Source organism: Priestia sp. SRI_019 (assembly GCF_057586255.1).
Genome location: NZ_JBYCZN010000005.1, coordinates 37,279 through 60,328, shown reverse-complemented (window position 1 = coordinate 60,328; position 23,050 = coordinate 37,279). Strand labels below are relative to the sequence as shown.

The window sequence follows — 23,050 nt, the reverse complement described above, 5'->3', positions numbered from 1 at the left end:
CTGCTGTGAGACGCTTAGATCGGATCGCGTTGTGTCAGATATATACGAAGTGTTATAAATCAAAGGAGCGATATAAAAATGGGAAAATTTATTGGAAATCATATGATTTACACATACGAAAACGGATGGGAATATGAAATTTATATCAAAAACGAAAATACAATCGATTATCGTATTCATAGCGGAATGGTGGCAGGACGATGGGTTCGCGACCAAAAAGTAGATATTGTGAAATTAACAGAAGGTGTATATAAAGTATCGTGGACTGAGCCGACTGGAACAGATGTATCTTTGAACTTTATGCCTGATGAAAAACGGATGCACGGCATTATTTTCTTCCCAAAATGGGTACATGAACATCCTGAAATTACCGTGTGCTATCAAAATGATCATCTTGATTTAATGCATGAATCCCGTGAAAAATACGAAACATATCCGAAATATGTTGTACCCGAATTTGCTGACATTACATTTATCAAAAATGTCGGAGCGAACAATGAGGAAGTTATCGCTCAAGCGCCTTACGAAGGAATGACAAATGATATTCGCGCCGGAAAATTAATTTAACACAGAGTCATAAAAAAGGCTGAGACAAAAGTAGTTTAGTTGAAGGAAGATCCGAACGATAAATCGAGATTCTTGATGGGGAATCAAATTCGTTCGGATTTTTTTATGGTGACGGTGTAACAAGTATCCGTATTGAGAGTAGTTGGTTATATAAAAAGCGGTTTATAATGAAGTAAAGGAGTGAAGGAAATGGAATTTAACATGAAAAAAGAGGCGGGATTTACAACAAATCTTCCTTATGGAGAGCTACATATCGCCGGAGATGAAGAGTATGGCTTTCGTCCGTATCAGCTCATGGTATCGTCCATTGCTGTTTGCAGCGGAGGCGTGTTAAGAAAGATTCTAGAGAAAAAAAGGATTGCTTTTTCCGATTTACGCATCCAAGCTGATGTGACGCGAAATGATGAAAAAGCGGGGCGAATCGAAAAAATTCATTTGCACTATATCATCACAGGAGAAGACCTTCCATTAGAAAAAATTGAAAAATCAATTGAGCTAGCACGAAAAAATTGTTCGATGCTACAGTCGGTTATTGACAGTATTGAAGTGACAGAAACCTTCGAAATTAAATGAGGTTGGGACAAAAATATTTTAGTTGAAGAAGATCCGAACGATGAATCAAACTCGTTCGGATTTTTATGGTGTTGTTACAAGCGGTTCAGCTCCTTGCTCCCATTTGTTCGTCTTCAGATGGAATGGACTTAGCTACGTCTCAATCTCATATTTCCTTCGGTTTGCTGCCGGCTTTATCAAAATAGCGCATGCGTTCAGGAGTCAGCTGAAGAAGCAAATAATTTGGATCATCTGGACTTTTAATCCACTCTTTTAACTTTTCATTCCAAAATTTCTTTTTTAACTCTTCGTTTGTTTCTACATTTACTTTGGCTTCTACCTCTACATACGGATCACTCCAACCCTGCCCATCATAGCCTAACAAAATATGAACGTAAGGGTTTTTTTCTAGTTCTTCGACTTTATGGGTATCTTTATTGGTGGCGGTGTAGAGCACAAGGTCTTCATGAAAAAACATCATAAAGCGTGAATAAGGTTTTCCATCTTGAATTGTAGCTAACGTCCCAATTGTATAGTCATCCAGTACGGATAAAATTTGATTTTTCACATCATTATTGCTCATTTTTTCACTCCTTATTATATCTTTTTACCCTTGGTAGTTTGGCTGATTTTTAACTATCTTAATCAAAAATCAATTAAGGGTTTATCTTTTATAAAAATAGGTTAAAAATACTAACATTGACGGTGAGTCTATACAAATTCCATTAATTTGATATGATTGATTTTGTTGTCAAAAAATGAATAAGGTAGGTGTACATATCGATGATCAATCGAATTTTTCTTATAGCGGTTATTCTTGGGGTGCCGCTATCTGTTATTGGGCACATGATGCACTGGTCAGATGTTCTTATGTTTATTATTTACTGTTTAACAATCATTGCCCTCGCAGCTTTTATGGGGAGAGCAACAGAGAGCTTAGCTGTTGTAGCTGGTCCTCGAATAGGCGGTCTATTAAATGCTACGTTTGGTAACGCTGTAGAATTAATTATTTCTATTTTTGCTCTAAAAGAAGGCCTTACAGCGGTGGTGCTTGCATCGTTAACCGGTTCTGTATTAGGAAATCTCCTTCTTGTAGGCGGTCTTTCATTCTTCATCGGGGGATTAAAATTTAAGCGCCAAGAATTTAATGTCTATGATGCAAGACATAATTCTGGATTATTGATCTTTGCCGTTATCGTTGCGTTTGTTATTCCTGAAGTGTTTGCTAGCGAAATGGACGAAGCGAAGACCATGTCCCTGAGTGTCGGAATATCCATTATTCTCATCATCTTGTACTTAGCGGCGTTATTTTTTAAGCTGGTAACGCACCGAGGCGTGTATCAGCATAAAAGTGAAGAAGTGGAAGAACATGAAGAGCCAGAATGGTCAATGTGGAAAGCGATTACTGTTCTCTTTTTGTCTACGTTAGCTGTAGCTTACGTATCCGAAAGCTTGGTTAGTACAATCGAAATTGTATCCGAAAGTTTTGGGTGGAGTGAGCTGTTCATCGGGGTCATCATTGTAGCGATTGTTGGAAACGCAGCAGAGCACGCTTCCGCTATTATTATGGCTGTTAAAAACCGCATGGGTGTAGCTGTTGAAATTGCTGTTGGATCCACTTTACAAGTCGCGATGTTTGTAGCACCAATATTAGTGTTAGTTTCGCTGATGTTCGAAAATCAAATGTCTCTTGTCTTTACTTGGCCTGAGTTGATTGCGATGGTAACGGCCGTATTTTTAACTATTGCTATTTCTAATGACGGAGATACAAACTGGTTCGAAGGTGCAACTCTTTTAGGTGCTTATATTATTATGGGAATTGGTTTTTATCTTATTTAAAAAAGAAGAGGCTGGGACAAACATGTTTTAGTTGAAGGAAGAATCCGAACGATTAATCGTTCGGATTCTTTTTGTGTAAGTAAATAGAAGAATTTCCCTTTTGGTATTCAGGATAAAACAGGAGATGTTTGAAAAAACTATGGTTGCATTCATTAACGATGTTGAAAGGAGTTTCTAGATGTTACGTAAATTGCTTTTATTTGTGTTTACCATCATTATTTCATTTTCATGTTCAACGAAGATCGCCATTGCGAAAACAGCTCAGCCTACCATCAACGTGCCTTCTTCAGCTTTAAATATTTCAAAAGAAAATACGTATCCAAATGCTAGTCAAGATACGCCATATTTGCAGCCGAGTGAGTTTACAAAAGAGCTCATTGAAACATCAAATGTGAAAATTGAAAACCCTGATTTAATTCGTATATTAAATGAATCAAACATTTCTAAAACTCCATGGGCAATTGGTTTTAGAGCAACTATCTTTTTAGGACAGTGGCCATTAAATTACGAATCAACAGAAACAAACGTTAACTGGCAGCACCAGCGAATCAATACAAATCATTATGATAACAGAGCAGGAAAAACTCAGTACAAAATGATGTACAGCCAGGAAAATCAAAGCCATATAAAAGGCGGATTAACAGCAAAAGTACCTCAGCCTGATCATGTGAAACAAATGATGCTAATTGAAGCAGCTAAAAAAACAAAGCTCACTTTATCATTTCAAACGTTTGTAGGTGCCGGAACGAAAAAAGACCAGGTCTATAACGTAGCTCCTAAAAAAGTAGGTTATCTGTATGCGTATACGCCTGCTGTAAGTGAAAAAGGAAAAGTAACATATGGAGAAGTGTATGTAACGGTAAAAGGAAGCAAGCGTTCAATTGTAGTGAGAAATGTAACGTCTCAAGGAATTGGAGCATGGATTCCAGTACAAGATTATGTTTCCTTAAGCTTTGGGGCTTACGATCAGCCGAGATAACAAAAAAGAGATTCCAGTGGTGGAATCTCTTTTTGTTATTTTGTGATATTCGCTTGGAGTTTGCTAAAATCAGTATCTTGATAATAGCTGTTTTTCACCAAAATATTAGGTCCCAAACAAGACACTGCTGAACAATGACAGCTAAGTTCTTTAGAAATCGTGCTTTGCTGCCACGTATCAAAAGCGTCTGTAAGCTTTGTATCTTGAATGTTGCCAAGAGGAGGCGTATCCCCAAAATCGGTTACGATAATATCTCCGTCAAAAATATTTACATTTAGGCGAGAGCGCCCGTCTGGATCGTTTCGAACGGTTACATTTTTACTGCTATATAAGCGCTGTAAGAGCGTTAAGTCTTCCTCATTATTGCTGCATGCATAAAACGGCAGCGTGCCGAATAGCATCCACACATTTTCATCTCGAATATCAAGAAGGTGATGAATAGCTTGACGCATTTCAGGAAGAGATAATGTTTCTAGAGTGCTGGCAAAGTCACTTGGATACATAGGGTGTACTTCGTGACGCTGACAAAGCATTTCATCAACAATTTGACGATGAATCTTTTCCATATGAGGAAGCGTACGTTTATTTAACATCGTTTCAGCTGATACGGTTACACCTGCTTTTACAAGCGCGCGGCTGTTTTCAATCATACGGTCGAAATATTTGGCGCGCTGCTCATAAGTAGGCTTTCGCTCCATCATTGCAAAGCCAGCTTCCACAAAGTCATCCATCGTTCCCCAGTTGTGAGAAATATGTAAAACATCTAAATAAGGAATGATTTGTTCGTAACGAGCAAGATCTAATGTTAAATTTGAATTAATCTGTGTACGGACACCTCGTTCATGTGCATACTTTAATAAAGGCACCACATAATTTTTCACAGAAGATAGAGACATCATCGGCTCTCCGCCCGTAATGCTTAACGCTCGAAGAGTTGGAATTTCATCGAGACGTTTTAAAATTAAATCAAGCGGCAGTGCGTTTGGGTCTTTTGGCTGCAGCGTATATCCAACTGCGCAGTGCTCACATCGCATATTACAAAGCGTCGTTGTGGTAAATTCAACGTTTGTAAGCGTGGGTTTGCCATATTGTTTCATATCTAAATACGCTTCCCACGGATCGAACTCCGGGGTAATTCGTTGTAAAGTGGCCATAAAAAAACTCCTTTTATTTTTCCGTAAAGTGAAATGATGATGAAAACATCTCACGGTCCGTCCTGCTAGAATAAATTATACGTCTCATTCAAAACGGACACCAGTGACTATTATGGATTTTATTGCTTTTAGTTGTCAAATATGAAAGTATTCGTTAGGATATAAAGAAATACGAATGAAAAGCTATATCAGGAGGGTTTAAAATGGGAAACGCCGTTCGAGATAAAGATTCACAAGTACGTTATTTAAAAGATCGTTTAAATATGTTTGTACACGTATTAGACTCTATGGAGCCTGAAAACACAGACCTAGAAGACATTGACCGTTTGATTACAATGATTGATGACCTCGAAGCAAAATGTGAGCAGTTTAAAAAAGATAAAGAATGAACAAAGGAAAAAGCGCTAGAAAAACTAGCGCTTTTTTGCTTGAAGTGGAAATCCTCCTATAAAGGTCTTTCGAAACAATTTTTGAAGGAGTATAATAAATTTTGAAAGTTGTACGACAGATAGATAAATACATACATTAGCGGGATATGGGAGGAATTAAGTGATGATTGAAGCTTTAAAACAAAGCATGTACGATTTAATTGTTGAAACATCTACAAAATTGCCAAAAGACGTTCGACGTGCTATCGCAAAGGCAAAAGCGCGTGAAAATGCAGGAACGCGTGCAGCAATGTCTTTAGCGACCATTACCAATAATATTAAAATGGCGGATGATAATTTATCACCAATTTGTCAAGATACAGGTATGCCAACATTTAAAATTAAAACCCCTGTAGGAGTGAATCAGCTTCAAATTAAAGAAGCGATTTATTGGGCAATTGAAGAAGCAACAAAGCACGGAAAGCTTCGCCCTAACTCCGTAGATTCGTTAACGGGAGAAAACAGCGGTAATAATTTAGGCGGCGGCACGCCGGTTATTAAGTTTGAACAGTGGGAAAATGACTATATTGATGCGCGTCTTATTTTAAAAGGCGGCGGCTGTGAAAATAAAAACATTCAGTACAGCCTGCCTTGTGAAGTAGAAGGTTTAGGTAGAGCTGGCCGTGATTTAGACGGAATTCGTAAATGTGTGATGCACTCTGTGTATCAAGCACAAGGTCAAGGCTGTAGTGCCGGCGTCATTGGTGTTGGAATCGGTGGCGACCGTACAACAGGCTATGAATTAGCAAAAGAGCAGCTGTTCCGAAACTTAGATGACGAAAATCCAAATGCTCAGCTGAAAGAATTAGAAGAGTATGTAATGGAAAATGCCAATAAGTTAGGAATTGGTACAATGGGCTTTGGCGGAGAAACGACATTACTTGGCTGTAAAGTCGGCGTTATTAATCGTATTCCTGCTAGCTTCTATGTGTCAGTTGCGTATAACTGCTGGGCTTACCGCCGTTTGGGCGTTAAAATCAATGCCGATACAGGAAGCGTTCAAGAGTGGCTGTATCAAGAAGGCGAAGAAGTAGATTTTAATAAAAATGCAGGTGCAGAAGAGAAACAAAATGCGGATGAAACAAAAGAAGTTGTATTACAAGCACCTATTACAGAAGAGCAAATTCGTGAATTAAAAGTTGGCGACGTGGTGCGTATCAACGGTATGATGTACACAGGACGCGACGCTATTCATAAGCATTTAACAGATCACGATGCGCCAATTGATTTAAATGGACAAATCATTTATCACTGTGGTCCGGTTATGTTAAAAGATGAAGATGAAAAATGGCACGTAACCGCTGCAGGACCAACAACAAGTATCCGTGAAGAACCGTACCAAGGAGATATTATGAAGAAATTTGGTATTCGCGCGGTTATCGGTAAAGGCGGTATGGGTCCTAAAACACTTGCTGCTCTTCAAGAGCACGGCGGCGTATATTTAAATGCGATCGGCGGAGCTGCACAGTACTATGCTGACTGTATCAAGAGTGTAGAAGGCGTTGATTTGATGCAGTTCGGTATTCCTGAAGCAATGTGGCATTTAAAAGTAGAAGGCTTTACAGCTGTAGTGACGATGGATTCACACGGAAACAGCTTGCATGCAGATGTAGACAAGTCTTCATTTGAAAAGCTTGAGCAATTTAAAGAACCGGTATTTAAATAAACATACGTCCGGAGCTTATGGTAAAAAGTAACGTTCATGAACGAGAAAATTGAGTGGATACTAAGCGTAAAATGACTTCCGAAAGGAGCTTCTTATGCGCCGGTTCACCTTTTTTCTCGTTTTTTTATTTGTGATGTCAACAGGCATATCATCTGTTGAAGCACAAATGTATCCAAACACTCCGATTAGCTGGGGATTTCAAAAAAGCAAAAATCACAAGCCCGCATCCGCAGGTACAGCTTATGAACAAATTCTTGCTAAGTATGATGCTTTTTACCTCGGAGATACAACTAAAAAAAATATTTATTTAACATTTGATAACGGTTATGAAAATGGCTATACACCGCAGGTATTAGACGTCCTCAAAAAAAGAAAGGTTCCTGCGACGTTCTTTGTAACAGGACATTATTTAAAAGAAGAGCCTGAGCTAATTAAGCGAATGGTAAAAGAAGGGCATATTGTCGGCAATCATTCATGGCATCACCCTGACTTAACTCAAGTGGATGACAAACGTTTTAAAGAAGAACTGCAAAAAGTAAAAGATGAATACAAGAACATTACGGGTCGTGATGAAATGAAGTATCTTCGCTCACCTAGAGGCGTATTTAGTGAACGAACGCTAGCTCTTTCAAAGCAAGAGGGCTATACGAACGTATTTTGGTCACTTGCATTTGTTGACTGGAAAGTGAATGAACAAAAAGGCTGGCGCTACTCATACGACAATATGATGGCTCAAATACATCCAGGTGCGATCATGCTTTTGCATACTGTTTCAAAGGATAACGCAGATGCATTAGATCAAGCGATTGTAGATTTAAAAAAGCAGGGCTATACGTTTAAAAGCATTGATGATTTAATGAACGAACGCAAACAAATGAAGAAAAGTTCTTCTAAAACGAAATAACGATAAAAACCGATGGGAATGTTTCTCCTGTCGGTTTTTTGCTGTTGAAGTGTTATAATATGCGTTGATGTCTTTTTTAAAGCGATACGGTCTACTAGGTTTTAAGCAGCTAAGGACCGTTAATAACTATATAAAGAATTTAAACTAATCGGAGTTGGTCTCATGAATAAACCAAAAACTGAAATGAAAGTTCAAAAAGGACAAACGTTTCCGTTAACGATAAAAAGACTCGGTATTAATGGAGAAGGCGTAGGATATTTTAAGCGCCAAGTCGTCTTTGTACCGGGAGCACTGCCAAATGAAGAAGTGGTTGTAGAAGCAACAAACGTTCAGCGTAATTTTGCTGAGGGAAAAATCAAGCGAATTCGCAAAAAATCTCCTCATCGCGTAGAAGCACCCTGTCCTATTTACGAACAGTGCGGAGGCTGTCAGCTTCAGCACTTATCGTATGAAGGTCAGCTAGAATCCAAGCGCGATATCGTTTTGCAAGCGTTCGAACGTCACAGCTCATTAAAAAAAGTAGAAGAAAAAACACGCCAAACGATTGGTATGGAAGATCCTTGGCGCTATCGTAATAAATCCCAGTTTCAAGTCGGTGTGGACAAACAAAAAGTCATCGCTGGTTTGTACGGACTGAATTCTCACCGCTTGATTGATATTGAAAACTGTCCCATTCAGCATAAAGCTACAAATCACGTGACAAAAGAAATAAAACGAATTTTACAAGACCTTCAAATTCCTATCTACAATGAGCGCAAACGCCGTGGTATTGTACGTACCATCGTATCTCGAGTAGGATTTGAAACGGGTGAAGTGCAAATTGTCTTGATTACGGCTAAACAAGATATTCCGAAAAAAGAGCTGCTGATTAAAGAAATTCAGCGTCGCCTACCGGAAGTGAAATCGCTCGTACAAAACGTAAACGGCCAAAAAACATCGCTTGTTTTTGGAGACGAAACGTTTACTCTTGCTGGAAAGTCAGTGATTCAAGAAACGTTAGGAGACATTTCATTCGAACTTTCAGCTCGTGCATTCTTCCAGCTGAATCCTCTTCAAACCGTGAAGCTATATGATGAAGTAAAAAAAGCAGCTGCGCTAACGGGCAATGAAAAAATTGTAGATGCTTACTGCGGAGTAGGGACAATTGGCTTATGGCTTGCTAAAGATGCCAAAGAAATTCGCGGAATGGATACGATTGAAGAATCGATTGTAGATGCGAGAAAAAATGCCAAAGATCATGGATTTGAACATGCCACATATGTGACGGGTCCAGCTGAAAAGTGGATGCCAAAATGGGTAAAAGAAGGCTGGAAGCCAGAAGTTATCGTCGTTGACCCGCCGCGAACAGGCTGTGATGACCAGCTTCTAAAAACGATTTTACAAGTGAAGCCAAAGAAAGTGGTTTACGTTTCTTGTAATCCATCCACATTAGCCAAAGATGTGCAGCAGCTGTCGAAGGCTTATCATGTTGATTATATTCAGCCTGTGGATATGTTCCCTCATACGGCGCACGTGGAATGTGTCTCGCAACTCACTTTAAAATAAGGCAACTAGCCCCTTCGGGGGAAGTTGTCTTTTATTTGTCCTGAAAAGGATTTATAAAGGTATAGTGAATATCAATATCGCCGTCTATGCTAACGGTTATTTTTTCTACCAAGGAATGTAACAATTTAGAATCAAGGTCTTTAAGTGGAAAGAAATTCTTTAATTTATTACCTAACTCTATAGCGTAATTTTCATTTGTACATTCTTCGAGATTTTGATGAATTTGAGCTTTAATTATATCTAGTTCTTTAAGTTTTTTGTCTGTTAGCTCTCTATATTCAATTAACTCCTGTTTGGTTATTACCTGTTCAGTATATAAGTTAAGATATTCAAGCCTTTTTAAACGTAAATCTTGAATTTGATTGTCTACATTAGACATTTCTTTTTGAAATTCTTGCTGTTTTTGCTCAAGCTTTTTCATTAGGCTTTTCATCATAGAGTCATCTTGAAAGGCCTGAAATAGCTCTTTTAAGTAAGCAAGAACTATCTTCTTCAATTTGAGCTCTTTAACAGCTTTTTTGTTTAAACAATAAAAATCGCCATACTTAAGGTTTCCACCACACCTATATCCTTTTTGGTTAACTTTATACCACATACCTCGTCCACATTCTTTACAATATAATACATTTGTGAAGAGATGCTTTTTAGGTGCTTTGCCTATTCGAGTTCTGCTTTGTAACATTCTCTGTACAGCTTCAAAAGTCTCTCTTGAAATAATGGGCTCGTGCATATCTCGGTGAACAATAAGGCTTTCTTCATCGAGAGTACGTCGCTTCGTAGTAGTTACTGAGATACTTTCTGTTTTATGTTGAACTAAATCACCACAGTAGTGTCGATTCTTTAAGATGTTTTTAATGGTAGAAGCGTGCCATAAAGTAGATGCGTTTGTTTTTTTAGCTACTTGAGAAGGGGTCGGAACGCCTTCAGCTATTAAAGTTTTAGCGATAGTGTCCATTCCCGTCCCTTCCAAATAATAGTTAAATATCCGACGGACGATATCAGGCGATTGATCTTGACGAATTTTTAATTTGCCGCCATCGTTATAGTATCCATACGTAGGGTTAGATCCTGTGAACTCGCCTCTAACAGCTTTTGTACGCTTGGATGCTTTATTTCTTCGACTATTATTTAAAGATTCGTTTTCATAAAGCCAAGCAAATAATCCAAAGTTCTGTACATCGCCAGTAAGAGTGTTAATGGAGTTATCAAGGCAAACAATGTGAATGTTATTTAACTGACAAATATCTCTTAATTCATAAGATAAACGACCATTTCGAGCTAATCGAGAAAGTTCTTTAGCTAAAATTACATCAAATAATTTAGCTTTTCCATCGGCAACTAAGGATTTTAAACCCGGTCTGTTAACTTTTGTTCCAGATGTTTTATCAGTGTAAATCTTAACGATTTCCCAGTTGTTTTCGTTAGCATAGTTACGAAATAAATCAATTTGATTATCAATAGATGTTTTTTGTGAATCAAGCTCTTTTGAAACACGAGCATAGATAGCGCATCTCATATACAATCACCACCAATAGTAATTTTGTATTGAGATGTTAGCGGGTTCCAGACTTAGTATTGACCATTTTTTTTATTCTTAAATTATTAGGTATATAAATGTTTTGAATACAACATAAACTACTACTTATAAATTGGATAAAAAAGAAGCTGCTTATTAGAGCAGCTTCTTTTTTCTATGTTTATACGCCATTATAATATCTTTTCTTTAATTCTCTATAAAGTCATTCGAAAAGTTGTAGTGAATTTGAATAGTTCCTTCAGTTGTACAAGTAATCTTCTTCACTAAAGAATGTAAGGTTTGTGGAGCAAGATCTTTTACTAAGAAAGCAGCCTTTAATTTTTTGAGTAAATCAGCAGTATAACTCTCATCTTGCCCTTCAGTAAGGTTTTGAACAAGCTGAGTTCTATTAATATCCAGTTCTTTAAGTTCTTGATCAACTAACTCTTTGTATTCAATTAGTTCTTCTTTTGTTATTACTTGTTCTGTATATAAATTAACATAATTTAGTTTTCGCTTACGTAGTTCTTTAATTTTATGTTCGATATTAATTAGTTCTTGTTGCATTTGCTCGTGCTTCCTATTAGCTTTGCTCGATAAGTTTTCTATAAGAGAATCGTTGTGGAAAGACTGAAATAGCTCCTGCAAATCGCTAAGAATGACGTTCTTGAGTTCTTTCTCTCGAACAACTTTTCTATTCAAGCAATAACTGTCTCCATACTTAAGATTTCCGCCACACCGGTATGCTTTTTGATTAGCTTTATACCACAGCCCTCTTTTGCAGTCTTCACAATATAGCATATTTGTAAAAAAGTGTTTCTTAGGAGCTGTAGAAGTGCGAGTTCTACTTTGTAACATCTTCTGTACAGTTTGGAAAACATCCCTTGAGATAATAGGTTCGTGTGTATCTTGTTGAATGATTAGACCATCTTCATCAAGAGTACGGCGTTTGGTTGTTGTTACTGCAATAGTTTCCGTTCTGTTTTGAACTAAATCACCACAGTAATGTCGATTCTTTAAGATGTTTTTAATGGTAGAAGCGTGCCATAAATTAGAGGCGTTAGACTTTTTAGCTATTTGAGAAGGAGTAGGCACTTTTTCAGCTGTTAAAGATTTAGCAATAGAGTCCATTCCGGTTCCTTCTAAATAACAATTAAATATACGACGAACTACATTGGGAGTTTCATCTTCACGGACTTTTAGTACGCCATTTTCACTATAATAACCGTAAAGAGGAGTAGAACCAACAAATAGACCTCTGCGAGCCTTTGCTTGTTTAGCTTGTTTGTTTCGTCTGCTAGTATTAGCGGCTTCTGTTTCATACATCCAAACATATAATCCGAACTTGTCCATATCACCCTTAGTAGTATCAATAGAGTCGTCAAGACACACTATATCAATATTATTTAGTATGCAAGTATCTCGCAGTTCATAAGATAGGCGACCATTACGTGCGAAGCGGGCAAGTTCTTTGGCTACAATTACATCAAATAGACCCGCTTTTGCGTCTTCTATGAGATTTTTTAAACCACTCCCACTTTTTTTCGTAACTGATTGTACATCTGTATAAATCTTTGTAACTTCCCAATTATTTTGGGCAGCATAGTGACGAAAGAAATCAATCTGGTTGTCGATAGAGGTCTTTTGAGAATCATATTTAGTTGAAACACGAGCGTATATAGCACATCTCATACTAAGTTACCTCCAAGATCAAATTGAGATAAAAAAGAAGCAGAAGTCTCAAAGGTAGTGTAGAACGCTGTTTTAACTCTTAAAGAAATATATGGTAAATTAATGTGTATTGGCATAAAATCTCTCCTTGGTATAGTAATCAGCCTATGTATAAATTTCGGTGATTTGTCCATACTGATAATACTTTTCGGGATTATGTCCAAATTGGTATACCAGTTTGGACGCATTATCGAACAAGCCCTAGATAAAATCCCTTATAACAAGGGATTTCTGAAGTTGATGTTAAACAATTAAATCTCTAATAAATTGTGTTCGGTTTTTCAACCAATCAATTTGTTTTAATTTCGGTAGTGCATCCATTACTCATTGCAAGCAGGTTGTAAGAAATCAAAGATGTTAGTCTTATACTGAATATGCGGCTTTTGGTCAGTTGATATTAGGATGAAATCAACAAAGTATAAGATAATCAGTCTTTTTTCTGAAGTGTCTAATTGATGCTCCAAAATTTCGTTGAATCTTGGAAAAAAGTGATTTGATTCAACTGCTCGATAATAGTTATCTAAGGCATTTAACACCTTTTCATATTCTAATAACGAATTTTGATTTTGATTTAGCATAGCTAATATTTGTAGCTCTAACTCGCGATCGGTTATTTTTTGTGCTTGTTTTAACTTTTTGTAGAGAGTGTTGATTGTAACGTTTATTTCAAGAACTACCTTTTCAAATTTAGCTTTCATTTGTTTAAGTAGCTCTAAAGTTAATTTTTTGTTTTGTTCTGATAATGAAAGTTGTTGAATATGCTCAAAAATCATTGGAACTAAACTTTTATGAACGTCGTTAATACACACTTTATATTGGCAATGCTTGCAAACATAATAATGATATTGATACGTAGTTCCATTACGTTTAGTGGAACCATTTTGAGTGACCATAGCCTGATGGCAGTGATGGCATCTAAGCTTGTTAAGAAACAGAAAAGGCGTATCTAGACGACCGTACGTTGCTTGAACTTTTTTATTGTATTGGTGTAAATGAAGGTGAAAATCACTTACTATAGGTTCGTGTGAATCTTTAAAAATAAAAACATTTTCTTCATCTTTTATCTTGGTAATATTCCAAGTGAGATTACCTGTGTAAACAGAGTTTTTGAGTATGTTTTCTATGGTACTTGAACGCCATTGTTTGCCTTTAGGAGAAGGTACACCAGCTTCATTTAAGAGAAAAGCAATCTTCTTTAGTGACTTTCCCCAACTGTAAAGAAAGGAAATAAACGAAACTATTTCAGCGTCTTTGTTTGGTACAAGCTGTTTATCTATTTGTGTGTATCCATAAGGTATAGTTGAACCAGGACGAACAGGTCGTTCTTGTTGAAGTTCAGCTTTCAAGTTACTCAATGCACGCTCCGATTTTACCTCTGATTCGTGTTGGAATAATAGGAAGTTCATCTTTAAATTCATACTATCTGGATCAATAGGTTCATTTGACTGTGTTGTGTATACCTCAAGGTTAGGTAAACTTTCTAATAGTGGGCGATAAAAATCAATTGTGAAAGAATACCCTGTCCTATCCATACGAGAAACCTCGTGAAAAATAACGATTGGAACATTCATCTCAATCATTTTCTCCCGTAGTTTCATTAGCTCTTTTCTCTGATTTGCTCGCTTGGAAAATGCACTTGTAACATCTTCAATAACAATAAAATCATCTGGTACATTTAATTGATTTCTTTTAGCGAATTCTTGAATATGTTGTTTTTGAATTTCCACGCTGTTATTTTCCTGTTGTTTGTAAGAAGATCTTCGAATATACCCAAATGCTAACCTCATACGAGTTCACCTTCATCAAAAATGTATTGGCTTTGAAAATCTGCAAGATAGTCAAATTTGCTAATCTCAATGTTTATCTCCTGAGGATAAACATCTAGACGTTTAATGAGCATAGACATAAGAAAGAAAAGGTTCGTCTTTTTGCAGTTATTTAAATATTCTTTTGTTAATTTAGTTAAATACTTATTTTCTAACAATAACTCTTCCTTCGTGTTAATTTCGTTGAGAAATAGCTGCTGATTATCTTCTAACTTAGATAGTTCAATATAAGAAGGGTGCTCTCTCCAATTTGTTAGCTCATCATTTTCTATAATGATTTTTTGTAGTATTCGGTTCTTCTTCTTAGAAATCGATGTTAACTCTTCATCGATAGGTTTGCGGATATATTGAAGGTAAGCACGAGAATCTTTAACTATTTTTTCTGTGTCAAGCTGCCCAAGAGCTTTATCTAAAGTTGTATTAATAATGCAAATCAAATCTTTAGTTGATAGAACAATGTTTGAATGGCGTGATTTACTTGAGCAATGGTACCAAGCTTTATTTTCTAAGACATTAAATTGAAATTTCATTAGTTTTTTGCATTTCCCGCAATATGGTTGAAAAATATCTTCGGCTATCAGCTGTGCTTTTTTCTCTACGTATTTTGAAACAATCACATTTTTTGTTTGTAAATCTTTGAACTGTGCTAACGATAAATAAGGTTCAACGTGTGAAAGTTTATTTTCACCATTACTTAAATCATATCCAGCATAGAAAGGATCAGTTGCAAATTTAAGAAGCTTATCTGGTGTCTTTTTTAGGATCTTTTTATAGCGTTGTAATACTGCCTCTAACTCATTAACTGTTTTGATTTTTGATACATCGTTGAAAAATTCTACAATAGCGCTTTTCTTTATGGAATCTTTGACGTATTTTTTTGTTTCCTTTTTTTTGATGTAGCCGAATTTTTTAGCCGGGTATCTTTTTCGTGCTTCTGCGCTTCTTCGGGCAATGTTTTTCCCTTCGATATCTCCCACAATGTTCATTACTCCTTCAATCAATGTACTATCTGTCGCATCTTGATGACCGCTTGATGTGAAAACAATTTGAACATTATATTTTTTGCATAGCCATACAAAATAGTTTGATTCATAAAAATCACGGAATAGACGAGAACGATCAAAAGCATAAACGGTCTCAACCTGGCTATTTTGAATCATTACGATTAATTTTTTCATTTCAGGTCGACGTTCAATACTCAATTTATTTGCTGAAACTCCATACTCGTTAATCATTAAAATTTCACTCGGAATATACCTTTGACGGTATAGAGCATCTGCTGACTCCTGCATACTGAGATCTTGTCCAACTGTACTAACACGTCTGAAAAAAACTTTATATTTATTTTGCTGTAGATTATTCATTTTTTATTTCTTTCCCTTCTCTAACTTTTGATGAAGTAATTTCGCTTGTAGTCTATGAGGAATCTCTAATTGTTCAACGATAATACGTTGAATCAGGTGTTGAATCCATAAGTCTGTAACAGTGTTTACTTCTGATTCTGTTCGTAATTGAACTTTTCTTCGCATAAATACACCTCCGCTTACCATCTTTGACGGAAGTAGGTGCATTTTATACAAAGGCGACTTTGGTTACTTACATAATTCAGTCTTCAAATTTCAATTCAAGTTGTAACTGAATAGGTTCTTTATTATCTGCACAATTAATAAAAACTTTGATTGTTCCTCTTTTTTGACCAGGAAATAATTCAATCTTGTCTTGTTTCATAATGGTCCCTCCGTCTTTGTGAGTTAAGAAAGCTTTCTAAGAGGAAGGGAGATAAGTAACCCTTCCTCTGAAGCTCTTCTAATTGCTGAATAAATTTCTTGTTAGGGATTGTTTTATTTTTATATGTAATAGAGTTCAAGCGCAGTCACTATCCGGGCTGTTGCTTTCATTTGACAAATCCTCTTTTAATTGCGAATTCATTATCTTATCTAACTCAGTAACTAATAAGTCTTGAATAATATTCTTTACATTAACTGCTTCTTCTGGTGTAGCGTAGCGGCGAATTACTTTCAAATGTACTCTCTCCTTTTACCTCTATTAAATTTTTCATCGGGATTATATTCTTTAACTTTTTTAGAAAACAAGGGTCTAGAGAAAAAATCAAAAATATTTTTTATAGCCAATTATTATTTTTAAATACTGTTATAAATAGGTCATTAGAAGGTGTCGTTAAGTCTTTAGAATGGATTTAGTCATTATAGTTCTAGTGAGGAATGCTGTATAATGTAAGTTACATATGAACTTATATGACTTTTATTTTTGAGGTGTAATAATGATTACTGGAGAATTAAAAAACAAAATAGATAAAGTTTGGGAAACATTCTGGACAGGCGGTATTACAAATCCACTTACTGTGATTGAGCAGTTTACTTATCTGCTTTATATAAAAGGTTTAGATGATAATGAGAAAAAAAAGGAAGCAGATGCTGAACTATTAGGCTTAGAATTTGAAGGAGTTTTTCCTAAAGATAAACCTCAATTGCGTTGGTCTATCTTCTCTAATATGGGTGCAGAAGAAATGTTTGAGGTGGTAACTCAAGAAGTTTTTCCATTTATTAAAGATTTAGGCGGTAAAGAATCGATTTACTCTAAATTTATGAAGGATGCTATTTTTGTTATTCCAACTCCATCCTTACTAGCAAGAGTTGTTGCTGGAATTAATGGATTATTACAAGTTAGTAATGCGGAAGGAAAGAAAGATACTTTAGGAGATCTATATGAGTATCTATTATCTAAACTTTCTACTGCTGGAACGAATGGTCAATTTAGAACGCCTAGACATATTATTGATATGATTGTCCGCCTAATGAAGCCAACACCAGAAGATATAATTGTTGATCCATCAGCTGGTTCAGCTGGATTTCTTGTGGGTGCAGGAGAGTACTTAAAAGAAAACCATAGTGATATGTTCCTTATTCAAGGATTAAGAGAACATTTTAATCAGAATATGTTCCACGGATTTGAAATGGATGGTACGATGCTTCGAATTGGCGCAATGAATATGATGCTTCACGGTGTAGATAATCCTAATATTGCATATCGTGATAGTTTGTCGGAACAAAATAAGGATGTAGAGCAGTATACATTAATTCTTGCCAACCCACCTTTCAAAGGCTCATTGGATTATGATTCTGTTTCGAATGATTTGTTGAAAGTAACAAAAACAAAGAAAACAGAACTTCTTTTCTTAGCTTTGTTCCTAAGAATGCTAAAAAAAGGAGGCCGATGTGCATCGGTTGTTCCAGATGGTGTTTTATTTGGAAGTTCAAATGCTCACAAGTCTATTCGTAAAGAAATAGTGGATAATCATAAACTAGAGGCAATTATTTCAATGCCATCAGGAGTATTTAAGCCTTATGCAGGAGTTTCAACAGCTATAATGATTTTTACAAAAACAGACGCAGGCGGAACGGATAACGTTTGGTTCTATGATATGAAAGCGGATGGTTACTCCTTAGATGACAAACGTAATCTAATTGAAGAAAATGATATCCCTGATATTTTAGCTAGATTTAATGACTTAGCAAGTGAAGAGGACCGAAACCGTAAAGATACATCTTTTTTAGTGTCAGTTAATGAAATTCGTGACAATGGATATGATTTATCAATTAATAAATACAAAGAAGTTGACTACGAAGAAATTGAGTATGAAAAACCGGAAGCAATATTATCTAAAATTAATAATCTTGAGAAAGAAATAATGTTAGATTTAGTTGAATTAACAAAGACAATAAAAGGACATCAAGTAAAATGAGATATGAAAAGCTATCTAATTATTATAAGATTACATCAGGTGGTACACCTTCCAGAAAAAATTCTGAGTTTTATTCAGAAGGAAAAATTCCTTGGGCTAAAACTGGTGATCTAAAAAGTATGTATTTAGAAAAAGTAAAAGAGTCTATTACAGAAGAAGGATTAGAAAAATCTTCTGCCAAATTGTTTCCTAAAGGTACAGTTCTGGTTGCAATGTATGGGGCAACTATTGGCAATAGTTCTATTCTGTCTATAGAAGCTGCTACTAACCAAGCTTGTGCAGCATTTTTACCAACTGAAGATATTATACCTGAATATCTTTATTATTTTTTTCGAAATATTAAAAGTGAACTAATCTCTAAGGGTGTAGGAGGAGCGCAACCGAATATATCTATTTCAATCCTTAGGGATATTAAAATCCCTTATTGCTCAATCGATAAACAAAAAAAAATAGTAGCTATGCTTAATCTATGTAGAAGTCTTATCGATAAACGAAAATCTCAAATTATAGCACTATCATCCCTGAAGCAAAGCGTATTTTTAGATATGTTTAGCGATCAAACTTCTTTGAAAAGAGTGAAAATAGTAGATCTAGTTGACTCATTAGAAGCTGGATTAAGTACGGGCGGAGAAGCTAGAGAAAAAAGAGATGGTGAGTATGGTGTATTAACTGTTGGTTCGGTTACTAAAGGAACATTTAACGCTAAAGCTTATAAAGTTCCAACTAAAGAAATTAAAAATCCTAAAAAAATAATACATCCTACTAAACACTCCATATTGTTTAGTAGAGCAAATACGAGGGAATTGGTCGGGGCTTCTTGTATAATCGAGAATGATTATGAAGATTTGTTCATTCCAGATAAAATTTGGAAAATTAATTTGAAGTTAGATTGTATTAATCCATACTACTTTATTACTTTTATACAGCAAGAATCTTTTCGAAAAAATCTTTCTAAAGAAGCAACTGGGACAAGCGGTTCAATGCTAAATATATCTCAAAAAAAATTCATAGATATGGAAATTTTATTACCTTCTATGGAGCAGCAAAATAGTTTTGCTGATATAGTTAATGAAATTTCTGAAAATAAGTTAAAACTTGAAAACAGTCTTAGAGAATTAGAAAATAATTTTAACTCTCTGATACAACAGGCGTTTAAAGGAGAAGTGTTTAACAATTAACTTAATGAATTTAACATAACTTGATAATTTTTATGGGGGAATTTATTTGTTAACCAACTTTGAATTTTTGAGGGAGAAGACTCAGTTTAATAGTTTTACAAATGCTTGCTTGGAGGCAGAGAAAAGCCTTCAAGTAAGCCCTACTACTTGTGCAATTTTGACACGACGCGCGTTAGAGCTATCAGTTAAATGGTTGTATGCTTCAGATAGTGAATTAAAAGTTCCATATCAGGATAATTTATCAAGCTTAATTCACGAACGTACCTTTATGTCTATTATTGACGAAGATCTTTTTCCTTTAATGAAATATATTATTAAATTAGGCAATGTAGCAGTTCATACGAATTCTTTAATTACAAGAGATGAAGCTGTATTGGCATTACATAATCTACACCAATTTATTGATTGGTTAGATTATTGCTACTCTGAAGAGTATTCAGAATCAGAATTTAAAGAAGAAATTCTTTTTACGGGGAAAGAGTCAAGAAAAAGACCAGAAGAATATAAAGAGCTATATGAAAAATTGAGTTCAAAAGATCGTAAACTTGAAGATTTAATGAAAGAAAACGCAAAGTTACGTGAAGATTTAACTGAAAAAAGAATTGAAAATACAGAGCAATACGATTTTCAAGTGGACAAGCTTTCTGAATTTAATACCCGAAAGATTTATATTGATATTGAACTGAAATTAGCGGGCTGGGAGTTTGGTAGGGACATTCTTGAGGAATATCAAGTAACTGGAATGCCGAACAATCAAGGTATTGGTTTTGTAGATTATGTATTATTGGGTGATAACGGTAAACCAATAGCGGTGATTGAAGCCAAGAAAACTTCTTATGATGCAAATAAAGGAAAGCAACAGGCAAAGCTGTATGCTGATTGTATTGAGCAAATGCACGGACAGCGGCCTATAATCTTTTATACAAATGGATTTGATATTCGTCTTTGGGACGATACTAATTATCCAGAACGAAAAGTGTCTGGGTTTTATACGAAAGCCAACCTGCAATTATTGATTAATAGACGTACAATCCAGCGGCCATTAACTAATATTGAGATTAAAGATGAGATTTCCAACCGTTATTATCAAAAAGAAGCTATCCTTTCTGTATGTGAAACGATTCAAGCAAAGCAGAGAAAATCGCTTTTAGTTATGGCAACCGGTAGCGGTAAAACGAGAACGGCTATTTCACTTGTGGATGTTCTAGTCCGACATAATTGGGTAAAGAATGTTCTGTTTTTAGCTGATCGGAAAACACTTGTATCTCAAGCAAAGAAAAACTTCAATAATCTCCTTCCTAGTATGACATTATGTAATTTATTGGACAACCAAGATAATCCAGAATTAAGCCGAATGGTATTTTCTACTTATCCAACAATGATGAATGCCATTGATGATACAAAACGAAAAGACGGAAATAAATTGTTTACTGTTGGTCATTTTGACTTAATTATCGTTGATGAAAGTCACCGAAGTATATACAAAAAATACCGAACAATTTTTGAATATTTTGATAGTATTACATTAGGGTTAACAGCTACACCAAAGGATGAAATCGATAAAAATACGTATGATATCTTTGGCTTGGAAACTGGTGCACCGACATACGCATATGAATTAGAACAAGCAGTTAAAGATGGCTATCTTGTGGAATATCGTACAATTGAATCTACTTCAAAAATTCTAGACGATGGGGTTCGCTATGATGAGTTATCAGATGAAGAGAGAGAACAATACGAAGACACTTTTGGCGAAGAGCAAGGCCAAGAGATTAGCAATTCTGCCGTAAATCAGTGGCTGTTTAATCATAGTACGATTGATCAAGTACTTAACGATTTAATGGAAAAAGGTATTAAAGTAGAAGGTGGAGATAAATTAGGGAAGACTATTATCTTTGCTAATAATTCAAAGCACGCTAAACATATAGTAGACCGCTTTAACCATATCTATCCCCACTATAATGGGAAATTTGCTGCCCAGGTCGATTATCAGGTAGATTATGTTGAAAGTATCATTGAAGACTTTTCAACTAAAGATAAGCTGCCTCAAATCGCAGTGTCTGTAGATATGTTAGATACAGGAGTTGACATACCTGAGATCGTCAATTTGGTATTCTTCAAAAAAGTTCGTTCAAAATCAAAGTTTTGGCAAATGATTGGCCGAGGCACGCGTCTTTGTCCAAACCTTTTGGGGATAGGACAAAATAAGGAACACTTTCTAATCTTTGACTACCTTCGAAATTTTGAGTTTTTCAGGGAAAATCAAAAAGGCATTGAAGGAAAAGTTTCAGTTGGGTTAACTGAACGAATATTTAATATGAAAGTAGATATTATTAAAGAACTTCAAGGATTGGATTTCCAAGAAGAGGCTTATATTAATCACAGAAAAGAATTAATTGAAGATGTTTACCAAGAAATTAGCCGTTTAAACGATGAAAATTTTCAAGTGAGAATGCATTTGCAATTTGTGCATAAGTATAAAAATCGTTCCAACTGGCAAGCTCTTTCCGTTACGAATGTGAGTGAAATTCAAGAGCATATTTCTCCTTTAATTCTTTCAATTGTAGACGATGAATTAGCCAAACGTTTTGATAATATTATGTATTCAATTGAATTAGCTAAATTAACGGCTAAAAGCGCAGGAAAACCAATAAAAAGTGTGGTCCAAACGGCTGAAGAGTTATCAAAACTTAGTACTATCCCTCAAATCAATGCTAAACGAGATATATTAATAAAAGTACAATCTGAAGAATTCTGGGAAGAAGCGAATATCTTTGAATTAGAAGAAGTTCGTGAAGCTATTCGTGAACTGGTGAAATTTTTAGAAAAAGAAAGTCAAAAAGATTATTATACTAACTTTAGTGATATGTTTACGATTATCAATAAAGAAGAAGAGGCTTTCTATGGTTCTAATGATTTACAGAATTACCGTAAAAAAGTGAACCGATACCTAAAGGATCATCAAGATCAAACGGCTATTTATAAACTTCGTCAAAACAAACCGTTAACAAAACAGGATATACAGACTCTAGAAGAAATCTTATGGACTGAGTTAGGTACAGAAGATGATTATAAAAAAGAGTTTGGCGATACTCCTATAACAAAGTTAGTAAGGCAAATTGTAGGTTTAGATCAACAGGCGGCTAACGAAGCCTTTTCCGAATTCCTTAATGAAGAAAAGCTGAATGTTAATCAAATAAAATTTGTTAAACTTATTATTGATTATGTGGTGAAAAACGGTACTTTAGAGAAGAAAGTATTGCAGGAAGATCCGTTTCGTAGTTTGGGTAGTGTGACGGAGTTGTTTAGAGATAATATTGATGATGTTCGTGGAATTATTGGAGTGATTGACAATATTAATCGCAATACTGAGGAGTTTGAAGGAGCTTAATAAGTCATAAG

General features: G+C 35.5%; 20 protein-coding genes. 11 read left to right on the top strand and 9 right to left on the bottom strand.

Annotated elements, in window-relative coordinates; all coding sequences use genetic code 11:
• Positions 1-78: 78 nt before the first annotated feature.
• Complete coding sequence (locus AC2YJL_RS23025; RefSeq protein WP_230931707.1) at positions 79-567, top strand: phenolic acid decarboxylase; 489 nt, start codon at positions 79-81, stop codon at positions 565-567.
• Positions 568-756: 189 nt separating this feature from the next.
• A complete protein-coding gene (locus AC2YJL_RS23020; protein ID WP_230931708.1) occupies positions 757-1,140 on the top strand; it encodes an OsmC family protein in 384 nt (127 codons plus the stop codon).
• A 145-nt stretch (positions 1,141-1,285) separates the two neighbouring features.
• Here the strand turns inward: AC2YJL_RS23020 and AC2YJL_RS23015 are convergent, their stop codons facing one another.
• A complete protein-coding gene (locus AC2YJL_RS23015; protein ID WP_013055138.1) occupies positions 1,286-1,702 on the bottom strand; it encodes a pyridoxamine 5'-phosphate oxidase family protein in 417 nt (138 codons plus the stop codon).
• 200 nt (positions 1,703-1,902) lie between these two features.
• Here AC2YJL_RS23015 and cax point away from each other — a divergent pair, with 200 nt between their 5' ends.
• A complete protein-coding gene (gene cax, locus AC2YJL_RS23010; protein WP_016762856.1) occupies positions 1,903-2,958 on the top strand; it encodes a calcium/proton exchanger in 1,056 nt (351 codons plus the stop codon).
• A 178-nt stretch (positions 2,959-3,136) separates the two neighbouring features.
• Complete coding sequence (locus AC2YJL_RS23005) at positions 3,137-3,937, top strand: YfkD famly protein (RefSeq protein WP_025752771.1); 801 nt, start codon at positions 3,137-3,139, stop codon at positions 3,935-3,937.
• Between the two features lie 35 nt (positions 3,938-3,972).
• On the opposite strand, the gene yfkAB is transcribed toward AC2YJL_RS23005, so the two are convergent.
• The gene (gene yfkAB, locus AC2YJL_RS23000) at positions 3,973-5,091 is read right to left on the bottom strand and encodes a radical SAM/CxCxxxxC motif protein YfkAB (RefSeq protein ID WP_034263747.1); all 1,119 of its coding nucleotides are present in this window, start codon (positions 5,089-5,091) and stop codon (positions 3,973-3,975) included.
• 203 nt (positions 5,092-5,294) lie between these two features.
• Between yfkAB and AC2YJL_RS22995 the strand changes: the two genes are divergently transcribed.
• The 4 genes from AC2YJL_RS22995 (at position 5,295) to rlmD (ending at position 9,634) form a co-directional block, all read left to right on the top strand.
• A complete protein-coding gene (locus tag AC2YJL_RS22995) occupies positions 5,295-5,480 on the top strand; it encodes an SE1561 family protein (protein WP_013081532.1) in 186 nt (61 codons plus the stop codon).
• Between the two features lie 163 nt (positions 5,481-5,643).
• Positions 5,644-7,185, top strand: a complete 1,542-nt coding sequence (locus AC2YJL_RS22990; protein ID WP_116758279.1) for a fumarate hydratase — start codon at positions 5,644-5,646, stop codon at positions 7,183-7,185.
• A 94-nt stretch (positions 7,186-7,279) separates the two neighbouring features.
• The gene (pdaA, locus tag AC2YJL_RS22985) at positions 7,280-8,089 is read left to right on the top strand and encodes a delta-lactam-biosynthetic de-N-acetylase (protein WP_251568987.1); all 810 of its coding nucleotides are present in this window, start codon (positions 7,280-7,282) and stop codon (positions 8,087-8,089) included.
• Positions 8,090-8,251: 162 nt separating this feature from the next.
• Positions 8,252-9,634 carry a 23S rRNA (uracil(1939)-C(5))-methyltransferase RlmD gene (gene rlmD / locus AC2YJL_RS22980; RefSeq protein WP_487374985.1) on the top strand — a complete coding sequence of 461 codons (1,383 nt, stop codon included), beginning with the start codon at positions 8,252-8,254 and terminating at the stop codon, positions 9,632-9,634.
• Positions 9,635-9,665: 31 nt separating this feature from the next.
• Here rlmD and AC2YJL_RS22975 read toward each other — a convergent pair whose 3' ends face one another.
• The 7 genes from AC2YJL_RS22975 to AC2YJL_RS22945 all read right to left on the bottom strand — a co-directional run bounded on the left by AC2YJL_RS22975 (position 9,666) and on the right by AC2YJL_RS22945 (position 16,729).
• Positions 9,666-11,150, bottom strand: a complete 1,485-nt coding sequence (locus AC2YJL_RS22975) for a recombinase family protein (protein ID WP_487374984.1) — start codon at positions 11,148-11,150, stop codon at positions 9,666-9,668.
• A 207-nt stretch (positions 11,151-11,357) separates the two neighbouring features.
• Complete coding sequence (locus tag AC2YJL_RS22970) at positions 11,358-12,842, bottom strand: recombinase family protein (RefSeq protein WP_487374983.1); 1,485 nt, start codon at positions 12,840-12,842, stop codon at positions 11,358-11,360.
• A 359-nt stretch (positions 12,843-13,201) separates the two neighbouring features.
• A complete protein-coding gene (locus tag AC2YJL_RS22965; RefSeq protein WP_487374982.1) occupies positions 13,202-14,668 on the bottom strand; it encodes a recombinase family protein in 1,467 nt (488 codons plus the stop codon).
• The gene (locus tag AC2YJL_RS22960) at positions 14,665-16,071 is read right to left on the bottom strand and encodes a recombinase family protein (protein WP_487374981.1); all 1,407 of its coding nucleotides are present in this window, start codon (positions 16,069-16,071) and stop codon (positions 14,665-14,667) included. The genes AC2YJL_RS22965 and AC2YJL_RS22960 overlap by 4 nt, the downstream gene beginning before the upstream one ends.
• A gap of 3 nt (positions 16,072-16,074) precedes the next feature.
• The gene (locus tag AC2YJL_RS22955) at positions 16,075-16,236 is read right to left on the bottom strand and encodes a hypothetical protein (RefSeq protein WP_487374980.1); all 162 of its coding nucleotides are present in this window, start codon (positions 16,234-16,236) and stop codon (positions 16,075-16,077) included.
• 76 nt (positions 16,237-16,312) lie between these two features.
• On the bottom strand, positions 16,313-16,435 hold the full coding sequence (locus tag AC2YJL_RS22950; protein ID WP_487374979.1) for a hypothetical protein: 123 nt from the start codon (positions 16,433-16,435) through the stop codon (positions 16,313-16,315).
• A gap of 135 nt (positions 16,436-16,570) precedes the next feature.
• Positions 16,571-16,729, bottom strand: coding sequence for a hypothetical protein (locus AC2YJL_RS22945; RefSeq protein ID WP_487374978.1), 159 nt, complete (start codon positions 16,727-16,729; stop codon positions 16,571-16,573).
• Positions 16,730-16,988: 259 nt separating this feature from the next.
• On the opposite strand from AC2YJL_RS22945, the gene AC2YJL_RS22940 reads away from it, so the two are divergent.
• From AC2YJL_RS22940 to AC2YJL_RS22930, 3 genes are read left to right on the top strand one after another with little or no spacing between them, the layout of a single operon-like run.
• Positions 16,989-18,470 carry a type I restriction-modification system subunit M gene (locus AC2YJL_RS22940; RefSeq protein WP_487374977.1) on the top strand — a complete coding sequence of 494 codons (1,482 nt, stop codon included), beginning with the start codon at positions 16,989-16,991 and terminating at the stop codon, positions 18,468-18,470.
• Positions 18,467-19,648, top strand: coding sequence for a restriction endonuclease subunit S (locus AC2YJL_RS22935; RefSeq protein ID WP_487374976.1), 1,182 nt, complete (start codon positions 18,467-18,469; stop codon positions 19,646-19,648). The genes AC2YJL_RS22940 and AC2YJL_RS22935 overlap by 4 nt, the downstream gene beginning before the upstream one ends.
• Positions 19,649-19,694: 46 nt before the next feature.
• Positions 19,695-23,039 (top strand): DEAD/DEAH box helicase family protein, encoded by a 3,345-nt coding sequence (locus AC2YJL_RS22930; protein ID WP_487374975.1) that lies wholly within the window; start codon positions 19,695-19,697, stop codon positions 23,037-23,039.
• The last annotated feature ends 11 nt before the right edge of the window (positions 23,040-23,050 follow it).

Excerpts from the sequence above, each read along its gene's own strand:
- AC2YJL_RS23025 (WP_230931707.1), top strand. The coding sequence starts at position 79 with ATGGGAAAATTTATTGGAAATCATATGATTTACACATACGAAAACGGA.
- AC2YJL_RS23020 (WP_230931708.1), top strand. The coding sequence starts at position 757 with ATGGAATTTAACATGAAAAAAGAGGCGGGATTTACAACAAATCTTCCT.
- AC2YJL_RS23015 (WP_013055138.1), bottom strand. The coding sequence starts at position 1,702 with ATGAGCAATAATGATGTGAAAAATCAAATTTTATCCGTACTGGATGAC.
- cax (WP_016762856.1), top strand. The coding sequence starts at position 1,903 with ATGATCAATCGAATTTTTCTTATAGCGGTTATTCTTGGGGTGCCGCTA.
- AC2YJL_RS23005 (WP_025752771.1), top strand. The coding sequence starts at position 3,137 with ATGTTACGTAAATTGCTTTTATTTGTGTTTACCATCATTATTTCATTT.
- yfkAB (WP_034263747.1), bottom strand. The coding sequence starts at position 5,091 with ATGGCCACTTTACAACGAATTACCCCGGAGTTCGATCCGTGGGAAGCG.
- AC2YJL_RS22995 (WP_013081532.1), top strand. The coding sequence starts at position 5,295 with ATGGGAAACGCCGTTCGAGATAAAGATTCACAAGTACGTTATTTAAAA.
- AC2YJL_RS22990 (WP_116758279.1), top strand. The coding sequence starts at position 5,644 with ATGATTGAAGCTTTAAAACAAAGCATGTACGATTTAATTGTTGAAACA.
- pdaA (WP_251568987.1), top strand. The coding sequence starts at position 7,280 with ATGCGCCGGTTCACCTTTTTTCTCGTTTTTTTATTTGTGATGTCAACA.
- rlmD (WP_487374985.1), top strand. The coding sequence starts at position 8,252 with ATGAATAAACCAAAAACTGAAATGAAAGTTCAAAAAGGACAAACGTTT.
- AC2YJL_RS22975 (WP_487374984.1), bottom strand. The coding sequence starts at position 11,150 with ATGAGATGCGCTATCTATGCTCGTGTTTCAAAAGAGCTTGATTCACAA.
- AC2YJL_RS22970 (WP_487374983.1), bottom strand. The coding sequence starts at position 12,842 with ATGAGATGTGCTATATACGCTCGTGTTTCAACTAAATATGATTCTCAA.
- AC2YJL_RS22965 (WP_487374982.1), bottom strand. The coding sequence starts at position 14,668 with ATGAGGTTAGCATTTGGGTATATTCGAAGATCTTCTTACAAACAACAG.
- AC2YJL_RS22960 (WP_487374981.1), bottom strand. The coding sequence starts at position 16,071 with ATGAATAATCTACAGCAAAATAAATATAAAGTTTTTTTCAGACGTGTT.
- AC2YJL_RS22955 (WP_487374980.1), bottom strand. The coding sequence starts at position 16,236 with ATGCGAAGAAAAGTTCAATTACGAACAGAATCAGAAGTAAACACTGTT.
- AC2YJL_RS22950 (WP_487374979.1), bottom strand. The coding sequence starts at position 16,435 with ATGAAACAAGACAAGATTGAATTATTTCCTGGTCAAAAAAGAGGAACA.
- AC2YJL_RS22940 (WP_487374977.1), top strand. The coding sequence starts at position 16,989 with ATGATTACTGGAGAATTAAAAAACAAAATAGATAAAGTTTGGGAAACA.
- AC2YJL_RS22935 (WP_487374976.1), top strand. The coding sequence starts at position 18,467 with ATGAGATATGAAAAGCTATCTAATTATTATAAGATTACATCAGGTGGT.